Annotated in this window: 18 protein-coding genes and 5 tRNA genes; all 23 read right to left on the reverse strand. The window is 64.4% G+C overall.

Annotated features, from left to right (window positions below):
• Positions 1-41: 41 nt before the first annotated feature.
• Positions 42-350 carry a 30S ribosomal protein S10 gene (gene rpsJ / locus KHZ24_08860; GenBank protein ID MBS5451303.1) on the reverse strand — a complete coding sequence of 103 codons (309 nt, stop codon included), beginning with the start codon at positions 348-350 and terminating at the stop codon, positions 42-44.
• An 84-nt stretch (positions 351-434) separates the two neighbouring features.
• Positions 435-2,540 (reverse strand): elongation factor G, encoded by a 2,106-nt coding sequence (gene fusA / locus KHZ24_08865; GenBank protein ID MBS5451304.1) that lies wholly within the window; start codon positions 2,538-2,540, stop codon positions 435-437.
• Positions 2,541-2,621: 81 nt separating this feature from the next.
• Positions 2,622-3,092: a 30S ribosomal protein S7 gene (gene rpsG, locus KHZ24_08870; protein MBS5451305.1), complete on the reverse strand. Its 471-nt coding sequence runs from the start codon at positions 3,090-3,092 to the stop codon at positions 2,622-2,624.
• Between the two features lie 81 nt (positions 3,093-3,173).
• On the reverse strand, positions 3,174-3,545 hold the full coding sequence (gene rpsL, locus KHZ24_08875; protein ID MBS5451306.1) for a 30S ribosomal protein S12: 372 nt from the start codon (positions 3,543-3,545) through the stop codon (positions 3,174-3,176).
• A gap of 275 nt (positions 3,546-3,820) precedes the next feature.
• A complete protein-coding gene (locus KHZ24_08880) occupies positions 3,821-8,368 on the reverse strand; it encodes a DNA-directed RNA polymerase subunit beta' (protein MBS5451307.1) in 4,548 nt (1,515 codons plus the stop codon).
• 5 nt (positions 8,369-8,373) lie between these two features.
• Positions 8,374-11,841, reverse strand: a complete 3,468-nt coding sequence (locus tag KHZ24_08885; GenBank protein MBS5451308.1) for a DNA-directed RNA polymerase subunit beta — start codon at positions 11,839-11,841, stop codon at positions 8,374-8,376.
• Between the two features lie 290 nt (positions 11,842-12,131).
• The gene (locus KHZ24_08890) at positions 12,132-13,712 is read right to left on the reverse strand and encodes a UDP-N-acetylmuramoyl-L-alanyl-D-glutamate--2,6-diaminopimelate ligase (protein ID MBS5451309.1); all 1,581 of its coding nucleotides are present in this window, start codon (positions 13,710-13,712) and stop codon (positions 12,132-12,134) included.
• A gap of 166 nt (positions 13,713-13,878) precedes the next feature.
• On the reverse strand, positions 13,879-14,247 hold the full coding sequence (gene rplL, locus KHZ24_08895) for a 50S ribosomal protein L7/L12 (protein ID MBS5451310.1): 369 nt from the start codon (positions 14,245-14,247) through the stop codon (positions 13,879-13,881).
• An 88-nt stretch (positions 14,248-14,335) separates the two neighbouring features.
• A complete protein-coding gene (locus KHZ24_08900; protein ID MBS5451311.1) occupies positions 14,336-14,833 on the reverse strand; it encodes a 50S ribosomal protein L10 in 498 nt (165 codons plus the stop codon).
• A gap of 313 nt (positions 14,834-15,146) precedes the next feature.
• Positions 15,147-15,875 (reverse strand): 50S ribosomal protein L1, encoded by a 729-nt coding sequence (gene rplA, locus KHZ24_08905; protein ID MBS5451312.1) that lies wholly within the window; start codon positions 15,873-15,875, stop codon positions 15,147-15,149.
• Between the two features lie 118 nt (positions 15,876-15,993).
• A complete protein-coding gene (rplK, locus tag KHZ24_08910) occupies positions 15,994-16,422 on the reverse strand; it encodes a 50S ribosomal protein L11 (GenBank protein MBS5451313.1) in 429 nt (142 codons plus the stop codon).
• A 169-nt stretch (positions 16,423-16,591) separates the two neighbouring features.
• Complete coding sequence (gene nusG, locus KHZ24_08915) at positions 16,592-17,125, reverse strand: transcription termination/antitermination protein NusG (GenBank protein ID MBS5451314.1); 534 nt, start codon at positions 17,123-17,125, stop codon at positions 16,592-16,594.
• 3 nt (positions 17,126-17,128) lie between these two features.
• Complete coding sequence (secE, locus tag KHZ24_08920; GenBank protein ID MBS5451315.1) at positions 17,129-17,518, reverse strand: preprotein translocase subunit SecE; 390 nt, start codon at positions 17,516-17,518, stop codon at positions 17,129-17,131.
• 89 nt (positions 17,519-17,607) lie between these two features.
• A tRNA-Trp gene (locus tag KHZ24_08925) sits at positions 17,608-17,683 on the reverse strand.
• 15 nt (positions 17,684-17,698) lie between these two features.
• Positions 17,699-17,848, reverse strand: a complete 150-nt coding sequence (gene rpmG, locus KHZ24_08930) for a 50S ribosomal protein L33 (protein ID MBS5451316.1) — start codon at positions 17,846-17,848, stop codon at positions 17,699-17,701.
• A 243-nt stretch (positions 17,849-18,091) separates the two neighbouring features.
• A complete protein-coding gene (gene tuf / locus KHZ24_08935) occupies positions 18,092-19,282 on the reverse strand; it encodes an elongation factor Tu (protein ID MBS5451317.1) in 1,191 nt (396 codons plus the stop codon).
• 90 nt (positions 19,283-19,372) lie between these two features.
• Positions 19,373-19,449: transfer RNA gene (locus tag KHZ24_08940), tRNA-Met, on the reverse strand.
• Positions 19,450-19,488: 39 nt separating this feature from the next.
• Positions 19,489-19,564, reverse strand: a tRNA-Thr gene (locus tag KHZ24_08945).
• A gap of 6 nt (positions 19,565-19,570) precedes the next feature.
• A tRNA-Tyr gene (locus tag KHZ24_08950) sits at positions 19,571-19,655 on the reverse strand.
• Between the two features lie 196 nt (positions 19,656-19,851).
• Positions 19,852-19,926 (reverse strand) — tRNA-Thr (locus KHZ24_08955).
• 163 nt (positions 19,927-20,089) lie between these two features.
• Positions 20,090-20,581 (reverse strand): hypothetical protein, encoded by a 492-nt coding sequence (locus KHZ24_08960; GenBank protein MBS5451318.1) that lies wholly within the window; start codon positions 20,579-20,581, stop codon positions 20,090-20,092.
• 83 nt (positions 20,582-20,664) lie between these two features.
• Positions 20,665-21,216 (reverse strand): NYN domain-containing protein, encoded by a 552-nt coding sequence (locus KHZ24_08965; protein ID MBS5451319.1) that lies wholly within the window; start codon positions 21,214-21,216, stop codon positions 20,665-20,667.
• Entirely contained in the window at positions 21,216-22,190 is a 975-nt protein-coding gene (rlmB, locus tag KHZ24_08970) for a 23S rRNA (guanosine(2251)-2'-O)-methyltransferase RlmB (GenBank protein ID MBS5451320.1), read from the reverse strand. Before rlmB ends, KHZ24_08965 begins: the two co-directional genes overlap by 1 nt.
• Between the last annotated feature and the right edge of the window lie 25 nt (positions 22,191-22,215).

Here is a 22,215-nt window from a genome sequence, read left to right on the forward strand (position 1 = left end):
CTCCTAGGATACACGGATGGGCTGTGCCTCGCAAGAGTAGCCTAGAGCTTAATCTCGATATCCACACCAGCCGGCAGGTCGAGGCGCATGAGCGAGTCGACCGTGGAGGGCGTGGGGTCGAGGATGTCGATGAGGCGCTTGTGAGTGCGCATCTCGAACTGCTCGCGCGAGTCCTTATTGACGTGCGGCGAGCGAATGACCGTGTACAGGTTGCGCTCGGTGGGCAGCGGGATGGGACCGGAGACGCGCGCGCCCGTCTGGAGCGCGGTGTCGACGATCAGCTTGCTCGACTGATCGACGATCTCGTGGTCAAAGCCCTTCAGGCGAATCCTGATCTTCTGCGAAGCCAACTCAAACCTCCAAAGCTCAAGGGCAGGGGCCGTCTGTGGCCGAGCGCGGGTGCGCTCCCCTTTCGTGTCTCGACTCTTGCTCGATTACGCCTTACCGGACTTGCTGGCCACCTCGTCAGCCACGGCCTTGGGCACGGGCTCGTAGGCGCTGAACTGCATGGTATAGACGGCGCGGCCCTGCGTGGCGGAACGGAGGTCCGTCGCGTAGCCGAACATCTCGCCCAGCGGCACCTTGGCGCGGATGACCTTGGCGTTCTTGCGGTCCTCCATGCCCTCGATCTTGCCGCGACGGCTGGACAGGTTGCCCATGACGTCGCCCATGTACTGCTCAGGCGTCACGACCTCGACGGAAAAGACGGGCTCGAGCAGGACGGGGTTCGAGCGGCGCAGGGCCTCCTTGATGGCCATGGAGCCGGCGATCTTGAAGGCAGCCTCGGACGAGTCGACCTCGTGGTAGGAGCCGTCGATGAGCTCGACCTTGATGTCCTCCGTCGGGAAGCCGGCGATGACGCCCGACTCCAGGGCCTCCTGGATGCCCTTGTCGACCGAGGGGATGAACTCCTTGGGGATGACACCGCCGACGATCTTGTTCTCGAACTGGTAACCCGTGCCGGAAGGCAGCGGCTCCATGTTGATGACGCAGTGACCGTACTGGCCGTGGCCACCCGTCTGGCGGACGAACTTGCCCTCGACGTTCTGGACGGCCTTGCCGGCGGTCTCGCGATAGGCGACCTGGGGCTTGCCAACGTTAGCGTCGATCTTGAACTCGCGCAGCAGACGGTCGACGATGATCTCGAGGTGCAGCTCGCCCATGCCGGCGATGATGGTCTGACCCGTCTCCGGGTCGGTGTGCACCTTGAAGGTCGGGTCCTCCTCGGCGAGCTTCATGAGGGCAAGCTCGAGCTTCGTCTGCTCGTCCTTGCTCTTCGGCTCGACGGCGACGTCGATAACGGGCTCGGGGAACACCATGGACTCGAGGATGATGGGCGAGTTCTCGTCAGACAGCGTGTCGCCGGTCGTGACGTTCTTCATGCCCACGGCAGCGACGATGTCGCCAGCGGAGCAGCCGTCCTTGTCGATACGCTCGTTGGCGTTCATCTCAAGGATGCGGCCAACGCGCTCGCGGCTGTCCTTCGAGGAGTTCAGAACATACGAGCCGTTCTCGAGCTTGCCGGAGTAGACGCGGAAGTACGTCAGCTTGCCGACGAACGGATCCGTCTGGATCTTGAACGCGAGGGCAGCGAAGGGCTCCTTCTCGGAAGGCTTGCGCTCGATCTCGGCGTCCGTCTTGGGATCGGTGCCCTTGACAGGCGGGCAGTCCAGCGGGCTGGGCAGGTAGTCCACAACAGCGTCGAGCAGCTCCTGCACACCCTTGTTCTTGTAGGACGAGCCCACGAGAACGGGGTGAAGCTTGCAGGCGATCGTGCCCTTACGGATGGCGGCCTTGAGCTTGTCGACCGGGATCTCCTGCTCCTCGAGGATCATCTCCATGAGCTCGTCGTCGAAGTTCGCAGCCTCGTCGAGCAGCTCCTGGTGGTGAAGAGCGGCTTCCTCGGCGAACTCGGCCGGGATCTCGGCCATGGGCTCGGGGTACGTCATGCCCTTCTCGTCGGCCTTGAAGTCCCACGCCGTCATGGTGACAAGGTCGATGAGGCCCCAGAAGTTGTCCTCGGCGCCCATCGGCATCTGGATAGCGATGGCCGGGGCGTCGAGACGATCGTGCATCGTCTCGATGGCGGCGAAGAAGTCGGCGCCGATGCGGTCGTACTTGTTCATGTACGCGATGCGCGGGACGCCGTAGCTCTCGGCCTGACGCCACACCGTCTCGGACTGCGGCTGGACGCCGGCGACCGAGTCGAACACGGCGACAGCGCCGTCAAGGACGCGCAGCGAGCGCTCGACCTCGACGGTGAAGTCCACGTGGCCGGGCGTGTCGATGATCTGGATGCGGTAGTCCTTGCCATCCTTCTTCCAGTAGCACGTCGTGGCGGCGGACTGAATCGTCACGCCACGCTCCTGCTCCTGGATCATCCAGTCCATCTTGGCCGCGCCGTCGTGCACCTCACCGATCTTGTGCGTCTTACCGGTGTAGTAGAGGATGCGCTCCGTCGTGGTCGTCTTGCCCGCGTCGATGTGGGCCATGATGCCGATATTGCGGGTATCAGCAAGATTGAGTTTCTTGGTGGCCATACGGTATCTCTCCTTGGTATTGGTGCGAGAAGGAAAAATGCGGGTCAGCTGGCGTCACATCTGGCGCCAGAGACGCATGGCTTACCAGCGGTAGTGCGAGAAGGCGCGGTTGGCCTCGGCCATCTTGTAGAGGTCCTCGCGCTTCTTGACGGAGGCGCCGACGCCGTTGGAGGCGTCGAGGATCTCGTGGGCGAGGCGCTCGGTCATCGTCTTCTCCTTGCGGGCGCGGGAGAAGTTCACGATCCAGCGGATGGCGAGAGCGGTCGAACGGCGGGAGTTAACCTCGACCGGGACCTGGTAGTTAGCGCCACCCACGCGCTTGGACTTCGTCTCGAGCGTCGGACGAACGTTGTCCATGGCCTTGCGGAACGTGGCGATCGGGTCGCCGCCGGACTTCTCGGCAACGATGTCGAAGGCACCGTAGACGATGCGCTCAGCGATGGACTTCTTGCCGTCGAGCATCACCTTGTTGATGAGCTGCGTGACAAGACGGTTGTTGTAGACAAAGTCCGGCGCGACCTCGCGACGAACGTTACCAGCACGACGAGACATGTACCAACTCTCCTCAAAGGTCGGTGTCCGGGCGCACGCCTTATATGCGCCCCGGGCTAATGAGCAAAACTACGGTTGAGCCTACTTCGGGCGCTTGGCGCCATAGCGCGAGCGGGCCTGCTTGCGGTTGGCAACAGCAGCGCAGTCGTAAGCGCCGCGGATGACCTTGTAACGAACACCAGGCAGGTCGCGGACGCGGCCGCCGCGCACGAGCACGATGGAGTGCTCCTGCAGGTTGTGGCCCTCGCCCGGGATGTATGCCGTCGTCTCAATGCCATTGACCATGCGGACACGAGCGACCTTACGCAGAGCCGAGTTCGGCTTCTTGGGGCTGGTGGTGTAAACGCGCGTGCAGACAGCGCGCTTCTGGGGGTTGCCCTTCAGGGCAGCGTTCTTGCTCTTGGCGCTCACCTTGGTGCGCCCCTGGCGAACGAGCTGGTTGATCGTAGGCAAAGCTCTACTCCTTCGAAAACTCGTGTTCTAATGCGACATGACTCCCGGCCTAGCTACAACCGGGGCCAGGCGCGAGGCAGAAGAGTACTCCCCTTCCTCGCAGATGTCAAAACGCCACGGGGCCGGGCGTATCCATTATCCGGCCTTCCGGTGCAGCTCACAGGCTCAGCAGCACCAGGCAGGCGCAGCACCGCCTACCGTGACGTACGAAAGGGGACGTTTTGCCTGCATGATTACTCCACAGGCAAAACGTCCCCGATACGTCTTACTAGCGCTTAGGCGTTCTCGTCGTCAGCGAGGTCGCCTGCGGCCGCGCGAGCCGCGTCGGCGTCATCCTCGTCGTCGAACGTATCGCTCGCGCTGACGCTGCGCGACTCGTTGAGCAGCTCGTCAAGGGACTCGTAGTCCTCGTTGATGATGTCGCTCGACGTGTCGGAGCCGGTCGTGCCGCCAATCATCTCATCGTCGTAACGGTGAGACGGCGCGGCGGACGTGCCGAGCAGGATGTCGTCGCCGTCGGGTGAGAACACCATCTCAAGCAGCTGAGAGATGTCCTCGTCGTCGGCCATGCTCTCGTCCGGCTCGAGGATGTAGAGCAGATCGCGAGCCTCGAGGCCGTCGCGCAGCTCCTCGATAGCCTTGGCACCGATGCCATCGATGCGCAGCAGGTCGTCCTCCGTCTTTCCGATGAGGTCGCCGACCGTCTCGATGCCGACCTCCGAGAACTTGTTCGTCCAGCGCTGGGACACGCCCAGGTCGTCGAACAGGTAGAGCTTGGCATCCTCGGGCGACAGCGTGTGACCGTTGTGCGAGATCATGCCGCTGTCATAGCCGTAGCCGTCGCCGCCGACCCATTCGGGCTGACGCGGCAGGCGCTCCTCGATCTCGCGGAGCTCCTCGGGCGCCCACTCAGGCAGCGTGTCGCCAAGCTTGCCCGTCGTCGCGTCGATAACGCGGCCCTTGTACGTCATGGGGACGTTGCGATAGGCCGTGAGGCCCGTGCCGGCGGGGATGCGCTTGCCGATGATGACGTTGGCCTTGAGGTCGTTCAGGTGATCCTGCTTGCCCTCGATGGCGGCCTTCGTCAGGACCTCGGCCGTACGCTCGAACGAGGCGCTCGCCAGCCAGGAGTCCGTCGCCATGGCGGCGCGGACGATGCCCAGGATGACGGGCTGGGCGCGCGGCACGCGCTTGCCCTCGAGCGTGAGGCGGTTGACCTCGTCCTCGAACTCGTGGCGATCGACGTGCTGGTTGAGCAGGTACTTCGAGTCACCGGTGTCGACGACGCGCACGCGGCGCAGCATCTGACGCGCGATGACCTCGATGTGCTTCTCGTTCAGCTCGACGCCCTGGCCCGTGTAGACGTCCTTGACCGTCTTGACGAAGCGATGCATCGTCGTGGCAGTGTCCGTGAGCGAGCGCAGCTGCTTGAAGTCCGTGAAGCCCTTCGTGAGCTGGTCGCCAGCGCGCACCGTGTCGCCGTCGGACAGCGTCTCGATGACGTCGCGCTCGCTGACGCGCGTGTCGAACGTCTCGCCCGTCTCGGGGTTCGTGACCGTGATGGCCACCTCGCTCCCCTCGCGGGACAGGTGCAGCGTGCCCGACGTCGTGGAGAGCACGGCCTCACGGCCGCCCACGATCTTGGAGTTCTTGACGGACACGATGTTGAACGCGCGCGACACGAACGGCAGGCCCTGCGTAATGTCGTCCTCGCCGGCGACGCCGCCCGAGTGGATCGTACGCATCGTGAGCTGAGTGCCGGGCTCGCCGATGGACTGAGCCGCGATGGCGCCGACAGCCGTGCCGATGTTGACGGGGCGACGGCTCGACAGATCCCAGCCGTAGCACTTCTGGCAGACGCCGTGCTCGCAGCGGCAGGCGACGACGGAGCGCAGGCACACGGTGTCGACGCCGGCGCGCTCGAGGCTCTCGAGGCTCGGACGCGCGCTCGACGTGTCAGCGACGTCCTTGACGCTCGCGATGTAGCTGCCCTTCTCGGCGATGATCTCCCCCGTCTTGGGGTCGACGACATCGGCGAACAGGCAACGGCCCACGAGGTCGCCGTAGAGGGCGCCCTTCTCGTCGTGGATCTGGTAGTCGATGCCCTCCGTCGTGCCGCAGTCCTCCTCGCGGACGATGACATCCTGGGCGACGTCGATAAGACGACGCGTCAGGTAACCGGAGTCGGACGTGTGCGACGCCGTGTCGACGAGGCCCTTGCGCGCGCCGTACGTCGAGATGAAGTACTCGAGCGTCGACAGGCCCTCGCGGAAGTTCGACTTAATGGGGAGCTCGATGGCGTCGGGACCGATGACCTTGAGGTCACGCGGATCCGTCTCCGGCGACAGCGGCTTCTTCGTGTTCAGAACCTTCTTCGTGTTCACGTCTGCCATCAGGCCGCGCATGCCGGCGAGCTGACGCAGCTGCGTGATGGAGCCTCGGGCGCCGGAGTCAGCCATCATGAAGATGGGGTTGTCCGTGGAGAAGCCCTTCTCCATCTCCTTGGCGACGTCCTGGGCGGCACCGTTCCAGATGTCGATGACCTGGCGGCGGCGCTCATCGATCGTGACGAGGCCTTCCTCAGCCTGCTCGTCGATCTCGGCGACGGCGGCGTCGGCCTTGGCGAGAATGCGGGCCTTCGCCTCCTCGGGGATGACGGCGTCCCACACGCTGACCGTGAGGCCGGCGCGCGTGGCGTAGTGGAAGCCGACGGACTTGAGGCCGTCGAGAATCGTCTCGACCTGCGCGAGCGGGTAGCGGTCGCAGCAGTCGTTGACCAGGGCGCCGACGTCCTTCTTCTTCATCTGGAAGTTGATGAAGGGATAGTCCGCAGGCAGAACCTGGTTGAAGATGACGCGGCCGACCGTCGTACGGATGCGCTCGCCCGCCTTGTGGGGCTCGGGCTGGTCGACGTGGCCGAACTTGTCCCACACGACGCAGTCCGTGTCGAGGCGCACCTCGATGGGATCGTGCAGCTCGAGCGACGCACGCGCCTGGTAGGCGTTCTCGGCGTCACGGAAGCAGCTGAAGGCGCGGACGTGCTCGGCACCCGTGTCCTCGAGCGTCGTGATGTAGTACATGCCGATGATCATGTCCTGCGACGGGACGGTGAGCACCTTGCCCGACGCCGGCGAGCGCAGGTTGTTGGCCGACAGCATGAGGATGCGGGCCTCGGCCTGAGCCTGGGCGCTCAGCGGCACGTGCACGGACATCTGGTCGCCGTCGAAGTCGGCGTTGAACGGGGCGCACACAAGCGGGTGCAGGTGGATGGCCTTGCCCTCGACCAGCACGGGCTCAAACGCCTGAATGGACAGACGGTGCAGCGTAGGTGCGCGGTTCAGCAGCACGAGACGGTCGGTGATGACCTCCTCGAGCACGTCCCACACGTAGGAGTAGCTGCGGTCGATAGCGCGCTTGGCGCCCTTGATGTTGTCGGCCTTGCCCGTCTCGACGAGGCGCTTCATGACGAACGGCTTGAACAGCTCGAGCGCCATGGCCTTCGGAAGACCGCACTGGTGCAGCTTGAGCTGCGGGTCGGTCACGATGACCGAGCGGCCCGAGTAGTCGACGCGCTTGCCGAGCAGGTTCTGGCGGAAGCGGCCCTGCTTGCCCTTGAGCGACTCGGCCAGCGACTTGAGCGGGCGCCCGCCACGGCCCGTGACGGGGCGGCCGCGACGGCCGTTGTCGAACAGGGCGTCGACGGCCTCCTGCAGCATGCGCTTCTCGTTGTTGACGATGATCGCAGGCGCGTCGAGGTCGAGCAGGCGCTTGAGGCGGTTGTTGCGGTTGATGACACGACGGTACAGGTCGTTGAGGTCGGACGCCGCAAAGCGACCACCGTCGAGCTGCACCATGGGGCGCAGGTCGGGCGGGATGACGGGCACGACGTCGAGGATCATGTTCGCCGGGTCGTTGTGGCCCTTGAGGAACGCGTCGACAACCTCGAGGCGCTTGATGGCCTTAGCGCGCTTCTGGCCCTTGCCCTCTTCGACGACCGTGCGCAGCTCCTCGCCGACCTTCTCGAGGTCCATGCGATTGAGCAGGTCGCGGATGGCCTCGGCGCCCATGCCGCCCTTGAAGTACAGGTTGTAGTACTTCGTCATCTCGCGGAAGAGCTCCTCGTCGGAGACGAGGTCGCGAACCTGGAGGTCCATGAACTCAGTGTGCGCCTTCTTGCGCAGCCACTTCTCGTCCTCGATCTCCTCGCGCAGGTCGTCGATCTCCTCGGCGGCCTCCTCCTCCGTGAGGGGCTCGTCGCCGCCGAGCTCCTCCTCCGTGAGGCCGACGCGCGCACGGATCTTCTCGGACTGGCGCTGGAACTCGGCATCGAGCTCCTCGATGTCGGCCTCCATCTCCTCCTCGAGATCGGCGGCATCAGCCTCGCGGGCCTCGGCATCGACCCACGTGACGATGTTTGCGGCGAAGTACAGAACCTTCTCGAGGTCCTTGTTCTTGATGTCGAGCAGCGTGGCCATAGGGCTCGACGCGCTGCCCTTGAAGTACCAGATGTGCGAAGCGGGCGCAGCCAGCTCAATGTGGCCCATGCGCTCGCGGCGCACCTTGGCGCTCGTGACCTCAACGCCGCAGCGCTCGCAGACGATGCCCTTGAAGCGGATGCCCTTGTACTTGCCGCACGAGCACTCCCAGTCCTTCGTCGGACCGAAGATCTTCTCGCAGAACAGGCCGTCCTTCTCGGGCTTCAGCGTACGGTAGTTGATGGTCTCGGGCTTCTTGACTTCGCCGTGCGACCAGCCGCGGATCTTGTCAGCGGAGGCCAGGCTAATCTTGATGCCCGTGAAATCGTTGTTGTCAAAATCAGCCACAGCTGCTACTCCTTCTCGGAATCGTCGGAGGCGTCGACGTCAGCGTCCTGCACGTCAGACAGCAGGGCATCGTCAGACATGGCCTCGTCGGAGGCGACGGGCATCGAGGCGAGCACGTCGGCGTCGCTGGCAAGATCGTCGAGCGAGACGTCGGACGTGGCGTCGTCGGCCGCCTGAGCCACGGGTGCCTCGGGGCGCTGCTCCGCAACGGGCTCGATGTCGAGCGCCAGAGCGCGGATCTCCTTCACGAGGACCTTGAACGACTCGGGCACGCCCTTGAGCGGGATGTTGTCGCCCTTGACGATCGACTCGTACGCGCGGACGCGGCCGTTCGTGTCGTCAGACTTGACCGTGAGAATCTCCTGCAGCACGTTGGATGCGCCATACGCGTACAGGGCCCACACTTCCATCTCGCCGAAGCGCTGGCCACCGAACTGGGCCTTGCCGCCCAGCGGCTGCTGGGTGACGAGGCTGTAGGGGCCCGTCGAGCGCGCGTGGATCTTGTCGTCGACCATGTGGCCGAGCTTGAGGATGTAGCTCGTGCCGACGGTGATGGGCTGCGGGAATCGCTCGCCGGTGCGGCCGTCGTACAGCCACGTCTTGCCCTGCTCGTTCACCTGCGGGACGAGCTCCTCGCGCATGTGCTCGCCGTACAGCGCGCGGGCGCGGGCGATCATGTTCTTGTTCGAGCGGGCGATGACCTCGCCGATCTCGTCCTCGCTCGCGCCGTCGAACACGGGCGTCGACACGAAGAACGGGCCGGGGACGTACTCGTCGCTGTTCGGATCGGGGTTCCACGCGTGAGCGGCGGCCCAACCGAGGTGGCACTCGAGCAGCTGACCGACGTTCATTCGCGACGGGACGCCCAGCGGGTCGAGGATGACGTCGATCGGCGTGCCGTCGGCCATGTAGGGCATGTCCTCAATGGGCAGCACGCGCGAAATAACACCCTTGTTGCCGTGACGGCCCGAGATCTTGTCGCCCTGCTGGATCTTGCGGCGCTGGGCAACGTAGACACGAACGAGCTCGTTAACGCCGGGCGCCAGCTCGTCACCGTTGTCGCGACTGAAGCGCACGACGTCAACGACGCGGCCGTACGCACCATGAGGCATCTTGAGCGACGTGTCACGCACGTCGTGGGCCTTGGCACCGAAGATGGCGCGCAGCAAGCGCTCCTCGGCCGTCAGCGCGCTCTCGCCCTTGGGCGTGACCTTGCCGACGAGGATATCGCCAGCCGTGACCTCGGCGCCGATGCGGACGATGCCGTCGGCGTCCAGGTTGGCCACCATGTCCTCGGACAGGTTCGGGATCTCGCGCGTGATCTCCTCGGGACCCAGCTTCGTGTCGCGGGCGTCGATCTCGTGCTTGGAGATGTTGATCGTCGTCAGCAGGTCGTCGCGCACGAGGCGCTCGGACACCGTGATGCCGTCCTCGTAGTTGTAGCCCTCCCACGGCATGTAGGCCACCGTGAGGTTCTGGCCCAAAGCCAGCTCACCCTTGTCCGTCGACGGGCCGTCAGCAAGCACGTCGCCGACGCCGACCTCCTGGCCGGTGTAGACGAGCGGCTTGTGGTTGATGCACGTCGACTGGTTCGAGCGCTGGAACTTGGGCAGGTGGTACGTGTCGATCTCGCCGTTCTCCGTGCGGATACGGATCTCGCGGGCGTCGGCGTAGTCGACCATGCCGGCGCGCTTGGCACGCAGGATATCGCCCGAGTCGACAGCAGCACGCAGCTCCATGCCCGTGCCGACGTACGGCGCGCTCGTGCGAATGAGCGGCACAGCCTGGCGCTGCATGTTCGCGCCCATGAGCGTACGCTTAGCGTCATCGTGCTCCAGGAACGGAATGAGCGTCGCGGCGATGGAGATCATCTGGCGCGGCGAGACGTCCATGTAGTCGACCTCGTCGACGGGGACGTCAGCCGGCGTACCGAAGTCGCCGTAGAAGTCCTTCGTACGGGCGATGACGTGCGTGGCGGGCGTGACCTCACCCGTCAGCGGATCGACCTTGATGAACTCACGCGTGTTCTCGTCGAAGCGCTCGGCCGCCTGGGCGATTACGTGGTTCTCTTCCTCGTCGGCCGTCATGTAGTCGACCTCGTCGGTGACCTTGCCGTCAACGACGCGGCGGTACGGGGCCTCGATGAAGCCGAACTTGTTGACGCGGGCGTAAAGCGCCAGCGAGCCGATAAGGCCGATGTTCGGGCCTTCGGGCGTCTCGATGGGGCACATGCGCGAGTAGTGCGAGTTGTGGACGTCGCGCGCCTCGGTCGGGACGTTCGTACGACGGCTCGAGCCCGTCTTGTGGCCGGCGACGCCGCCAGGACCCAGGGCGGACAGACGGCGCTTGTGCGTCAGGCCGGCCAGCGGGTTGTTCTGGTCCATGAACTGCGAGAGCTGCGAGGACCCGAAGAACTCCTTGATGGACGCCACGATGGGGCGGATGTTGATGAGCGACTGCGGCGTGATGTCGTCGACCTCCTGCGAGGCCATGCGCTCACGCACGACGCGCTCCATGCGCGACAGGCCGATGCGGAACTGGTTGGCGATGAGCTCGCCCACCGTGCGCACGCGGCGGTTGCCGAAGTGGTCGCGCTCGTCGACGACGTAGCCCTCGAGGCCGTCGTGCAGGCAGATGAGGTAGCGCAGCGACGCGACGATGTCCTCGGGCGTCAGCACGTACACGTTGTCGGCCACGTCGAGGCCGAGCTTCTTGTTGAGCTTGTAGCGGCCGACAGCGGCGAGGTCGTAGCGCTGCTGGTTGAAGAACAGGCCGTCGAGCAGGGCGCGCGCCGAGTCCAGCGTGGGCGGCTCGCCCGGGCGCTGGCGCTTGTACAGCTCGATGAGGGCGTCGTCGCGGTTGGACGTCGTATCGCGCTGCAGCGTGCGGCGAACCATGTCGGAGTCGCCGAGCAGGTCGATGACCTCCTGGTCCGTCTCGGCGATGCCAAGGGCGCGCAGGAACGTGGACACGGGCTGCTTGCGCTTGCGGTCGATGGACACGACGAGGCAGCCGCGCTTGTCCGTCTCGAACTCGAGCCAGGCGCCGCGCGTCGGGATGAACTGCACGCGATACACGAGCTTGTTGGCGTCGATCTCGCGGAAGTAGTACACGCCCGGCGAGCGGACGAGCTGCGAAACGACGACGCGCTCCGTGCCGTTGATGATGAACGTGCCACGGTCGGTCATGAGCGGGAAGTCGCCCATGAACACGACCTGCTCCTTCATTTCGCCCGTCTCTTTGTTGACGAAGCGAACCTCCGTAAGCAGGGGTGCCTGGTAGTTGATGTCCTTTGCCTTGCACTCCTCAACGGTGTGCTTGGGGTCACCGAACTCATGGGCGCCAAACGTGACCTCGAGCGTCTTGGAGACGTTCTCGATCGGCGAGACCTCCTGGAAGGCTTCAGCGAGCCCCTCGGTCATAAACCGGTTGAAGGACTCCTTCTGGACGGCGATCAGGTTGGGGAGCTCCATGACCTCCGGGATGCTACCGAAGTTGATCCTCTCGCGATACGTGCGCGTGGGGATGGGAGCGATTTCGAGATTTCCCACCAGGCACTTCCTCCTTCAGGGTAGAGAAATAGCGCATAATGCAGTGTGGTAATGTACCGCATGCCCCCTCACCTCGTCAAACACTGAGTGTTGACAATGGACCCTGCAGAAGAGTATGGTTTGTTGTCCACGCGTCGCTGCAGGTCAAAGGGCTTGTTGCGTTTTTGCATATATGTATGTTGTATGGAGGCCTTTTGGGGCATCTTTTGCTATCAGGCCCCTAGGGCCGCTTCGTAACCACGAAACGGGATGCCGAGGCCCTCGCACAGCAGCTTTGCGTCGGGGTCGCAGCGCTCGACGCCGCTGGCACGAAGAATGTCGCCCTCCGCGCCCTTGCCCGCAAGCAGCACGACGGCGGGGCGATGCGCGCCCTCCAGCGCCTTTCGCACGGCACTCGGGCGGTCGGGCTCGACCTCGTAGGCGCCTCCGGCCTGTACGACGGCGGCCCCGATCTCCTCGCAGATGGCACGCACGTCAACGGGGCCCGGATCGTCCTCTGTCAGGATGACGCGGTCGGCGAGGCTGCCGGCGGCGCGGCCCAGGCCGGGGCGGCGATCCGTGCCGCGCGTGCCGCACGAGCCAAACACGGCCGTGACCTCCCGCCCGGGAAACTCCTCGCGCGCGCTCGTGAGCAAAGCGCGCATGCTCATCTCGTTGTGCGCGTAGTCAACGATGCCCACGATGGAGCCGTCGGGCGCATCGTAGCGCTCCATGCGCCCGGGCACGCGGACGTCTGCGAGGCCTGCCCCGATTGCAGCGCCCTCGACGCCCAGGGCGCACGCAATGGCAACGGCGGCGAGGGCGTTCGAGACGTTGAACTGGCCGAGAGCCCTGAACTCGAAGTCAAGCGCCCCTGACGGCGTCGCGACGTTGAGGCGCCACACGCCTTCCGAGACATGATTCAGGCCGATGAGATGCACGTCCGCCGAGTCATCGCGCAGCGCATACGTCAGCACGCGAGAGCAGGCGGCACGGGCCGCCTGTAGGATGCGATCGACATGATCGGCCTCCGCGTTGACGACGGCGACGTCGCTCTGCCCGAATATGCGGAGCTTCGAGGCGAAGTAGTCCTCGAACGTCGGGTGCTCAACGGGGCTCACGTGGTCCTCCCCGATATTCGTAAACGCCCCAACGGCAAAGTGCGTGCCGAGCGTACGGTCGTATTTGAAGCCCTGGCTCGATGCCTCCATGACGACGGTAGCGCATCCCGCGTCGCGCGCCATGGCAAGGTGTCGCTGGAGCTCTACGGCTTCCGGCGTCGTGTTGCGCGCGTGGGAGCGCGTGACACCGTCGTCGATGACGACACCTGTGAGCAGACCGGAGCGACGCCCGGGGCGCCAGGCGCGCATGATGGCGTCCACGTAGAACGCGACGGTCGTTTTGCCCTTCGTTCCCGTGATGCCCACAACGGACAGGCTCTTTGAGGGGTTACCGAAGAACGCGCACGCGACGTGCGCCATGGCGCGACGGATGTCGGCGACGACGACGCCCACAACGCCCGCCCCCTCATGTACCTCCTGCGCCAGGTACGAAGCGGCGCCGCGTTCGACAGCGGACAGCAGGTAGGTCTCGCGAAACGTCGCACCTTTGCAGATGAACAGCGTCCCGGGAGTCACGCCGCGCGAGTCAAACGTCACGTCGGAGACAGGCGTGGCGAGCAAGGCACCCGCATCCGGGTCTTCCGGCGTAAGCCGACGGCCCGCTGCGTCAACGAGAGAAGCGAAGCCCTCCCCTTCCGCCGCCTTCAGGCAGGCGAGCACGTCAGCCAGTGTCATGACACGCGCAGCTTCCATGGTCGAGCCCCTTTCACCGCCACTTTCCGGCACTGCGCCAACCACGGGCTGCGCGTGGCGCAAGGCCGGAAAGGGGCGTCATGCCCCTGATACAAAACGCGGGGGCCAGGCAGCGTGTCCTGGCCCCCGCGAGCAGTGCGGTGCGTGCGTCAGTCGAAGCCGTGAGTTACTTCACGGTGACGGTGGCGCCGGCCTCCTCGAGCTGCTTCTTGGCGTCGTCGGCCTTCTCCTTGTTCACGCCCGTGAGCAGCGTGGTGGGGACGCCGTCGACAGCCTCCTTGGCCTCCTTGAGGCCCATGTCGGTCAGGCCGCGAACGACCTTGATGACGGCGATCTTGTTGGCGCCGAAGCCCTCGAGCACGACGTCGAACTCCGTCTTCTCCTCCTCGGCGGCCGCAGGGGCAGCGCCGGCGACGACGGTGGCGGCAGCGGCGGAGACGCCGAAGACCTCCTCCATCTCGTGGACAAGCTCGGAAAGCTCGAGCGCCGGCATAGCCTTGACGGCCTCGATGATCTCTTCCTTGGTGACAGCCATGTCAGAACTCCTTCTTGGATGCGTGCGCCGCTCTCACGACGCGATTGAGTGCTGTGCCGCCAGGTGGCGGCGAAAGGGAAGCCGGCGACTAGGCGGCCGGCTCCTCCTCCTTCTGCTCGCGAACGAGGTCCAGCGCACGGGCGAACTGAGACATCGGGTTGAGCATCGTGCGGAGCAGGCGAGCCAGCAGCTCGTCACGCGTGGGCAGGTCGGCGATCGCATTGGCGGCAGCGGCGTCGATGACCTTACCGTCGGCGAAGCCACCCTTGAGCTCCAGCGCGGGGGCCTCCTTGGCGTACGTCTTGACGGCCTTTGCAGCGGCGGCCAGGTCACCCTTGTAGAACACAAAGGCGTTCGGGCCCTCCAGCAGCTCGTCCATCTCCGGCATGCCAGCCTCCTTGAGGGAGAGGCGCACCAGGTTGTTCTTGTACACCGTGAACGAAGCGTCGGCGTCGGCCAGCTTGTGGCGCAGCGTCTCAGCCTGCTTGACGGTCAGGCCACGATAGCTGACGACATAGAAGCCCTGCGACTCCTTCAGCGCCTCGCCAATCTTGGCGGCCTGCTCGATCTTCTTCTGAGTGGGCATAGTGTTGCACCTCCTTTCCTCGTGCGCGATCCACCCCTTTTAGTGAGGAAGACCGCTGACGAGAAAAGAAAGCGGCCTCCATGCTGCACTGAGCACGGAGGCCGCACGAATTCTATCTCGTGGACCACCTCGGCAGGCGGGAATTCCCTTTGAGCCCTTTCGGGCGCCGGCTGTCTCGGGCAGCAGATCGCACATGTTGATATGCTCTCTTGCAAGAGCCGTATAACTATTGCAAAAAGAAGCCGCCCTCGTCAACCAAAGTTGGCAAGGGCGGCTCGACGTTCACGAGACGTACAGACGCGCTTTCGACGCCTTACTGAGCGTCAGCAGCGCTGGCGTCCATGAGGCCGCGCGTCATCAGCGGGTCGCACTTGACGCCGGGGCCCATCGTCGAGGTGACAGCGATGGACTTGATGTACTTGCCCTTAGCCGAGGACGGCTTAACGCGCAGGATCTCGGTGATGAGGGCCTGGTAGTTCTCCACGAGCTGCTGGACGCTGAACGAGGCGCGGCCCAGCGGGACGTGGCAGATGCCGTAGCGGTCGGCACGGTACTCGACGCGGCCGGCCTTGAGCTCGGCGACCATCTTGGCGACGTCCATCGTCACCGTACCGAGCTTCGGGTTCGGCATGAGGCCGCGCGGGCCGAGGATCTTACCGATGCGGCCGACCTTGGCCATCATGTTCGGCGTGGCGATAGCGGCGTCGAAGTTGATCTCGCCCTTCTGGATCTGGGCGACGAGCTCGTCGGAGCCCACGACGTCGGCGCCGGCCTGCTCGGCCTCGGTCGCCTTAGCGCCCTCGGCGAACACGGCGACGCGAACCGTCTTGCCGGTGCCGTGAGGCAGCGCGATGGAACCGCGGATGTTCTGGTCAGCCTTGCGCGTGTCGACGCCGAGGCGGAAGTGGACCTCGACGGCCTCGTCGAACTTCGCGTTGGCGCACTCCTTGACGAGCGTCAGCGCCTCGAGCGGGGCGTAGAGCTTCGTGGAGTCGACCTTAGCAGCAATCTCGCGGTAACGCTTGCCGTGCTTCTGAGCCATGGTGAATCCTTTCGTGGTTTTGGCGAGTCCCCTGCGTTTGAGGGGCGCTCTCCCACACCTTCACGGCGACGCTTCTACGTCGCCGCCTGACAGCGGTGAAACAAAGGTCCTAAGGAGATTACTCCTCGACCAGGACGCCCATGGAGCGAGCGGTGCCAGCGATGGTGCGCATGGCGGCCTCGATCGTGTTGGCGTTGAGGTCGGGCATCTTCGTCTCGGCGATCTTGCGGAGCTGCTCCTGCGTCAGCGTTCCGACCTTGTCTGCCTGAGGCTTGGCGGAGCCGCTCTTGATGCCGAGGGCCTCCTTGATGAGGACAGGCGCCGGCGGCGTCTTGCAGATGAACGTGAAGCTCTTGTCCTCATAGATCGTGATCTCGACAGGGATGATCGTGCCGGACTGCGCGGCGGTCTGCTCGTTGAACGCCTTGCAGAACTGCATGATGTTGACGCCCTGGGCACCCAGCGCGGGGCCGACGGGAGGCGCGGGGTTGGCCGCGCCGGCCGGGATCTGGAGCTTAACGAAGCCCGTAACCTTCTTCTTAGCCATGACACTTCCTTTTCTGTGCGCGCCAAGCCGTAAGGCTCGGCATACTCAACAAACCATGTATGAATCCGACGCTGGCGCGAGAAGCCCCCTCGCAGTGGGCACGCCGGCGCAGAGACACCGAAACAAGCGCGGTCGCACGGAACGAGGCGTCCTGTGCGACCGTTTGACGCTAGATGGACGTGATCTGGTCGAACGTAAGCTCGACCGGCGTCTCGCGCCCGAAGATCGTGACAGTGACGCGAACCTTGCCCGTCTCGGGGTTGACCTCGGAGACGGTGCCGTCGAAGTCGGCAAGCGGGCCAGAGGTGACCTTGACCGTCTGTCCGACCTCGATGTCAACCGACGTACGCTTGGGCGTGACACCCGGCTCGCTGCGGTGCATGATGCGATCGAACTCCTGACGCGACAGCGGGATCGGCTTGCCGTCGACGCCAACGAAGCCCGTCACGCCAGGCGTATTGCGCACGATAGACCAGGTATGGTCGTCCATGTCCATACGGACGAGAACGTAGCCCGGGAAGACCTTGGACTCCTTCGTGACGCGCTGGCCACCCTCCTTGACCTCGGTCAGTTCCTCGGTCGGGATCTGGATGTCAACGACGCGCTCAGAGACGCCCATCGTCTCGATACGGTGCTCGAGATCGGCCTTGACCTTGTTCTCGTAGCCCGAGTACGTGTGTATGACATACCAACGCTTAGCCATGGGTTAACCCCTCAATCCGGAGAACGCGTACAGGCCGGGAACGATGAGGGCATCGACAACGGCGATGAGCACGCCGAAGAAAACAAGCATGGCAACAACGGCCACCGTGTACTTGACGAGCTCGTCCTTCGTCGGCCAAACAACGCGCTTAACCTCGGAGCGAACGCCCTTGAAATACGTCTTGGAGCGCTCGACGATACCGGGCTTACCGTTCTTCTTTGCCTTAGCCTTGTCGGCCTTTGCCTTCTCGGCGGCCTTGTCTGCGGCCTTCTGGGCCTTGTCGGAAGGCTGGGCCTTAGCAAGCTTAGACGAGGCGCCGTTCTTGTCTGCAGCGGCGGACGGCGTCGCACCCTGCTGGGCAGGCACCTTCTTCTTAGACTTGTTCGAAGCCATGAAGCCGTTCCTTTTCGGTCGTAGGGATAAAAGACCCCTTCACAAATCGACCCGCTCTCTCGTAGCGAGAAGGCGGGTCGGGAAAGTTCTGGCAGGCCAGGAGGGACTCGAACCCCCAACAAACGGTTTTGGAGACCGCCGCTCTACCATTGGAGCTACTGGCCTAAAACCCGCAGGAGCTTAACGCGTCTCCTTATGGAGCGTGTGCGTGCGGCACCAAGGGCAGTACTTCTTGAGCTCGACACGATCAGGCGTCGTGGCCTTGTTCTTGGTGATCGTATAGTTGCGGCGCTTGCACTCGCTGCACGCCAGGGTAACCATAGTACGCATTGAAACCTCCTGATTACACGCCCCCATCAGTCGGGGCGTCACGGGGGATTACTCTACCAAAGAGAGCGCATGGGGTCAACGTAAATCTGCCATACGCTGGTATCTCACACAAACGCCACGTCAATGGAGATCATGCGTGGCGTTATGGCGCGCTATCTGGTGTGGCTGATGGCTCTGCCGCACAGAAAGAGCCCGGCATCCCAAGGACACCGGGCTCTGTAAGATCAAAAATCCGAGTAAAAGTTACTCGATGATCGTGGAAACACGTCCCGAACCAACGGTGTGGCCACCCTCGCGGATAGCGAAGCGCAGGCCCTCCTCCATGGCGATCGGGTGGATGAGGTCGCCCTCGACCGTCACGTGGTCGCCAGGCATAACCATCTCGACGCCCTCAGGCAGCTTGACGGTGCCGGTCACGTCCGTGGTACGGAAGTAGAACTGGGGACGATAGCCGTTGAAGAACGGGGTGTGACGGCCACCCTCCTCCTTGGTGAGGACGTAGACCTCACCCGTGAACTTCGTGTGCGGGTGCACCGAGCCGGGCTTGCAGAGGATCTGGCCGCGCTCGATGTCCTCACGCTTGATGCCGCGGAGCAGAACGCCCACGTTGTCGCCAGCCTCGGCGAAGTCGAGCGTCTTGCGGAACATCTCGATGCCCGTGGCAACGGTCGTCTGCGTGTCCTTGATGCCAACGATCTCCAGCGGGTCGTTGAGGCGCAGCTCGCCGCGCTCGACACGGCCGGTAGCAACCGTACCACGGCCGGAGATGGTCATCGTGTCCTCGACGGCCATCAGGAAGGGCTTCTCGTTATCGCGAGCAGGCGTGGGGATGTACTCGTCAACAGCGTGCATAAGGGCACGGACAGACTCGACCCACTTCTCCTCGCCATTGAGGGCGCCGAGAGCGGAGCCGCGGATGACGGGGATGTCGTCTCCCGGGAAGTCATACTCGGAAAGAAGGTCGCGCGTCTCCATCTCGACGAGATCGATGAGCTCGTCATCGTCGACCATGTCGCACTTGTTCAGGAAGACGACGATGTAGGGCACGCCGACCTGACGGGCGAGCAGGATGTGCTCACGCGTCTGGGCCATGGGGCCATCGGTGGCGGCAATAACCAGGATTGCGCCGTCCATCTGGGCAGCGCCCGTAATCATGTTCTTGACGTAGTCGGCGTGGCCGGGGCAGTCAACGTGAGCGTAGTGGCGGTTCCACGTCTCGTACTCAACGTGAGCAACGGAGATGGTAATACCACGCTCGCGCTCCTCGGGAGCCTTGTCGATGTTCTCGAAGGCGGTGAAGTCGGCCTTGCAGCCCTCGGTCTCAGAAAGAACCTTGGTGATAGCAGCCGTCAGGGTCGTCTTACCGTGATCGACGTGGCCGATCGTACCAATGTTCACGTGGGGCTTGGTGCGCTCGAACTTCTCCTTGGCCATGACTCTCCTCCTCGAGGGTTGACTCCGGTTTTTTACCGGGAGTATCTATAGATAGCGCAAGCGGCCCTCACGGGCCGCCGATTGCCAAAATGGTAGCGGTGACTGGATTCGAACCAGTGACAGCACGGGTATGAACCGTGTGCTCTGACCAACTGAGCTACACCGCCACATCGTTGTGGTGCACGTCCGGACGCACGAAGAAAAAATGGAGCCTGCGACCGGACTTGAACCGGTGACCTCCTCGTTACCAACGAGGTGCTCTACCGACTGAGCTACACAGGCAAGAAATGGTGGAAGCGCTAGGATTCGAACCTAGGTAGGCATAGCCAACGGGTTTACAGCCCGTCCCCATTAACCACTCGGGCACGCTTCCGTTTTCTTCGCTTGTCAAGCAGTGCACCTGACCTGCTGTCTTGTTGGGCTCAGCTCAACTCGGCGCGACAGCAAAGGGCATGTTACGCTATGACTTCGCTCCTGTCAAAGCGAATCCACGGTGCCGGGCGTAGCTCACTTCTTCTCCACAACCGAGCGTCTGACCCATTCGGTCGCGGGAAGAACCCCAGCAGACGTGGAGCCGACGGCGAGACTCGAACTCGCAACCCCCCGCTTACAAGGCGGGTGCTCTACCATTGAGCTACGCCGGCGCGTTACTGCCGGGTGCTACGATAGCAGGAGCACGTTCGCTGCGCCACGGTTCACCCGACGTTTCTCCCCTTTGAACGAAAAATCCCCGGCTGGACGCTTTGCCCAACCGGGGATACCCATGCGCTGCCCTAGTGGGGCAGCCTCCTTCTTTCGTTTGCCTCTCTAAAGGAGCACGGACGCCGCGACGAGAGCGGCCACGACGACGAGAGCGCCAACTGCTCCGATTCCGACCGTCTTCTTGTCGGCGTTCTTGGCCGTGAGGAAGAACAGGATCATCGGCACGAACGCGATGCACGCCATGACGACGCCCACGGCGCTACCGCGCCCTGCAGACGCGCCAGATGCACCCTTTGCCTGGGCAACACGACGCGATGCCTTCTTCCACAGGCTCGTCGCCACAAGCACGAGCGCGAGGTCGATCACGAATGCAACGATCACGACGAGCGCAGCGGGCAGTTCGACGCCCGGGATGTTAAGAACGTCCGTAGCGTACAGGACGCCCGCGCACTGCAGCGCCAGTCCCACGACCCACAGCACCCATGCGCCCAGCTGCGGGCCGAGCGGGCTCTTTGGTTTTGCGAAGTCGGTGGCGTGTGCGTCGGTGCCACGCGACCAGCGCTCGCTTTCTTGCTTCATGCCTTCCTTGCCTGCCATAGGCGGGCCCTCCCCTCTCTCGGTACCCGCCGCTCAGCGGGCGTCTGCGACCCTCCGGTCGCCCTGAGCCTTCTACTTTCCTGCTAGTGGGCGCGCTGGCGCGCCATCTCCCACAGCCGCTGGCGCACGTCTCGCGGGACGCGGTCTGCGACGGTCGTCTTGCGATCCTTGGGCTGCTCGCGCATCTCTTCGATGTGGCGGTTCATAACCTGCGTCTCGCCCTCGAACATCCGCGACGACACGCGCGTCACGCCCTCGCCGTACACCGTCGTCTGGATGAGGTGATCCGACGTCACGACCGTCATGCGACGTCCAGAGCGTCGGCCCTCGGACACGAGGCGCTCTATGACGGCGTCGGCCTCCTCGCCCGCCTCCGAGAACATGACGCGCACGCCTGCCACCATGAGTGGCTCGCGCTCAGGATCGGGATTGCCGAAGCCGTCGAACACGATCGTCGCGTCAAAGCGCCCCTTGGCGTAGGCGGCGACGTCAGCTATGAGCGCCTGGCGGGCGCGCACGTAGACGTCGTGCAGCAGTGGATCGAGGATCTCCTCATCGACGAGCTCGCTGTAGCGTCGGCACGTCCTGATGGCGTTGTACCCGTCGACAACGAGGCCGTCCAGCCGCTTTGCCATCAGTGCGTTGCCCCGGCGCCGCCCTGCGCTGCAAGGCCCTGCTCGTAAGCGGTGCGAGCTGCCTTTGCGGCGGCCTTGCGCTGCGCCTCCTGAGCCGCCTCGCCGCACTGGCGCATCCACTCGTAGCACACAGCGGTCGTTGCCTGCGCGACGTTGAGCGAGCCGACGTGGCCACGCTGGGGCAAAGCCACGAGGAAGTCGCACTTCTCGCGCACGAGACGCGAGATGCCCTCGCCCTCCGAACCTGCGACGATGACGAGACGACCGCGCAGCGGGGCGTGCCAGATGTCCTGCTTGGCCTGCTCAGACGCGCCGGCCACCCAGAAGCCCGCCTCCTTGAGCACGTCAAGCGCGCCGGCGAGGTTGGAGACGCGGGCGATGGGCAGGTGCAGCGCCGCGCCGGCCGACGTCTTGTACACGCCGACGCCCACCTGGGCCGCGCGGGCGTTGGGGATGATGACGCCGTCAGCGCCCATGACCTCGGCCGTGCGGATGATGGCGCCCAGGTTGCCCTCATCGGTGATGTGGTCGAGCACGAGCACGAGCGACTCATCTTTGGACGCGCCAGCGCGGGCGATGTCCATGAGGCTGGAGTACTGGTAATGGGGCACCTCACAGATGATGCCTTGGTGCGCACCGTGCGACTCGCCTTCGAGTGAGATGCGGTCGAGCACCTTACGCTCGACGAACTCGATGCGGATGTTCTGGCGGCGCAGCTTGAGGATGATGCGCTCGAGCGCGGCGTCAGCACCCGTCGGTTTGGGCGGGCGCTGGTTGCGTCCGCGGCGACCCTGTGCCTGGGTCTGCGCCGCAGCGTCGTCGGCGCGACCGGCCTTGCCCTGCTTGCCAGTACCCTTGGCAGCGGTCTCGCGGTCCTGGCCCGGCGCGACGACGAGCGCGCGGCGGATGGGCACGCCGGCACGCAGCGCCTCTTCAACGGCACGGCGGCCCTCGATGTAGTTGCAGTCAGCCATGTGGCTGCGTCCTTCCTCTCACGGA

The organism is Coriobacteriia bacterium, from assembly GCA_018368455.1.
Lineage (GTDB): Bacteria > Actinomycetota > Coriobacteriia > Coriobacteriales > UMGS124 > JAGZEG01.

Excerpts from the sequence above, each read along its gene's own strand:
- KHZ24_08890 (MBS5451309.1), bottom strand. The coding sequence starts at position 13,712 with ATGGAAGCTGCGCGTGTCATGACACTGGCTGACGTGCTCGCCTGCCTG.
- KHZ24_08965 (MBS5451319.1), bottom strand. The coding sequence starts at position 21,216 with ATGGCAAAGCGGCTGGACGGCCTCGTTGTCGACGGGTACAACGCCATC.
- rpmG (MBS5451316.1), bottom strand. The coding sequence starts at position 17,848 with ATGCGTACTATGGTTACCCTGGCGTGCAGCGAGTGCAAGCGCCGCAAC.
- KHZ24_08900 (MBS5451311.1), bottom strand. The coding sequence starts at position 14,833 with ATGCCCACTCAGAAGAAGATCGAGCAGGCCGCCAAGATTGGCGAGGCG.
- secE (MBS5451315.1), bottom strand. The coding sequence starts at position 17,518 with ATGGCTTCGAACAAGTCTAAGAAGAAGGTGCCTGCCCAGCAGGGTGCG.
- rplA (MBS5451312.1), bottom strand. The coding sequence starts at position 15,875 with ATGGCTCAGAAGCACGGCAAGCGTTACCGCGAGATTGCTGCTAAGGTC.
- rplL (MBS5451310.1), bottom strand. The coding sequence starts at position 14,247 with ATGGCTGTCACCAAGGAAGAGATCATCGAGGCCGTCAAGGCTATGCCG.
- tuf (MBS5451317.1), bottom strand. The coding sequence starts at position 19,282 with ATGGCCAAGGAGAAGTTCGAGCGCACCAAGCCCCACGTGAACATTGGT.
- fusA (MBS5451304.1), bottom strand. The coding sequence starts at position 2,540 with ATGGCCACCAAGAAACTCAATCTTGCTGATACCCGCAATATCGGCATC.
- rplK (MBS5451313.1), bottom strand. The coding sequence starts at position 16,422 with ATGGCTAAGAAGAAGGTTACGGGCTTCGTTAAGCTCCAGATCCCGGCC.
- nusG (MBS5451314.1), bottom strand. The coding sequence starts at position 17,125 with ATGGCTAAGCGTTGGTATGTCATACACACGTACTCGGGCTACGAGAAC.
- KHZ24_08960 (MBS5451318.1), bottom strand. The coding sequence starts at position 20,581 with ATGGCAGGCAAGGAAGGCATGAAGCAAGAAAGCGAGCGCTGGTCGCGT.
- rpsG (MBS5451305.1), bottom strand. The coding sequence starts at position 3,092 with ATGTCTCGTCGTGCTGGTAACGTTCGTCGCGAGGTCGCGCCGGACTTT.
- KHZ24_08885 (MBS5451308.1), bottom strand. The coding sequence starts at position 11,841 with ATGGAGCTCCCCAACCTGATCGCCGTCCAGAAGGAGTCCTTCAACCGG.
- rlmB (MBS5451320.1), bottom strand. The coding sequence starts at position 22,190 with ATGGCTGACTGCAACTACATCGAGGGCCGCCGTGCCGTTGAAGAGGCG.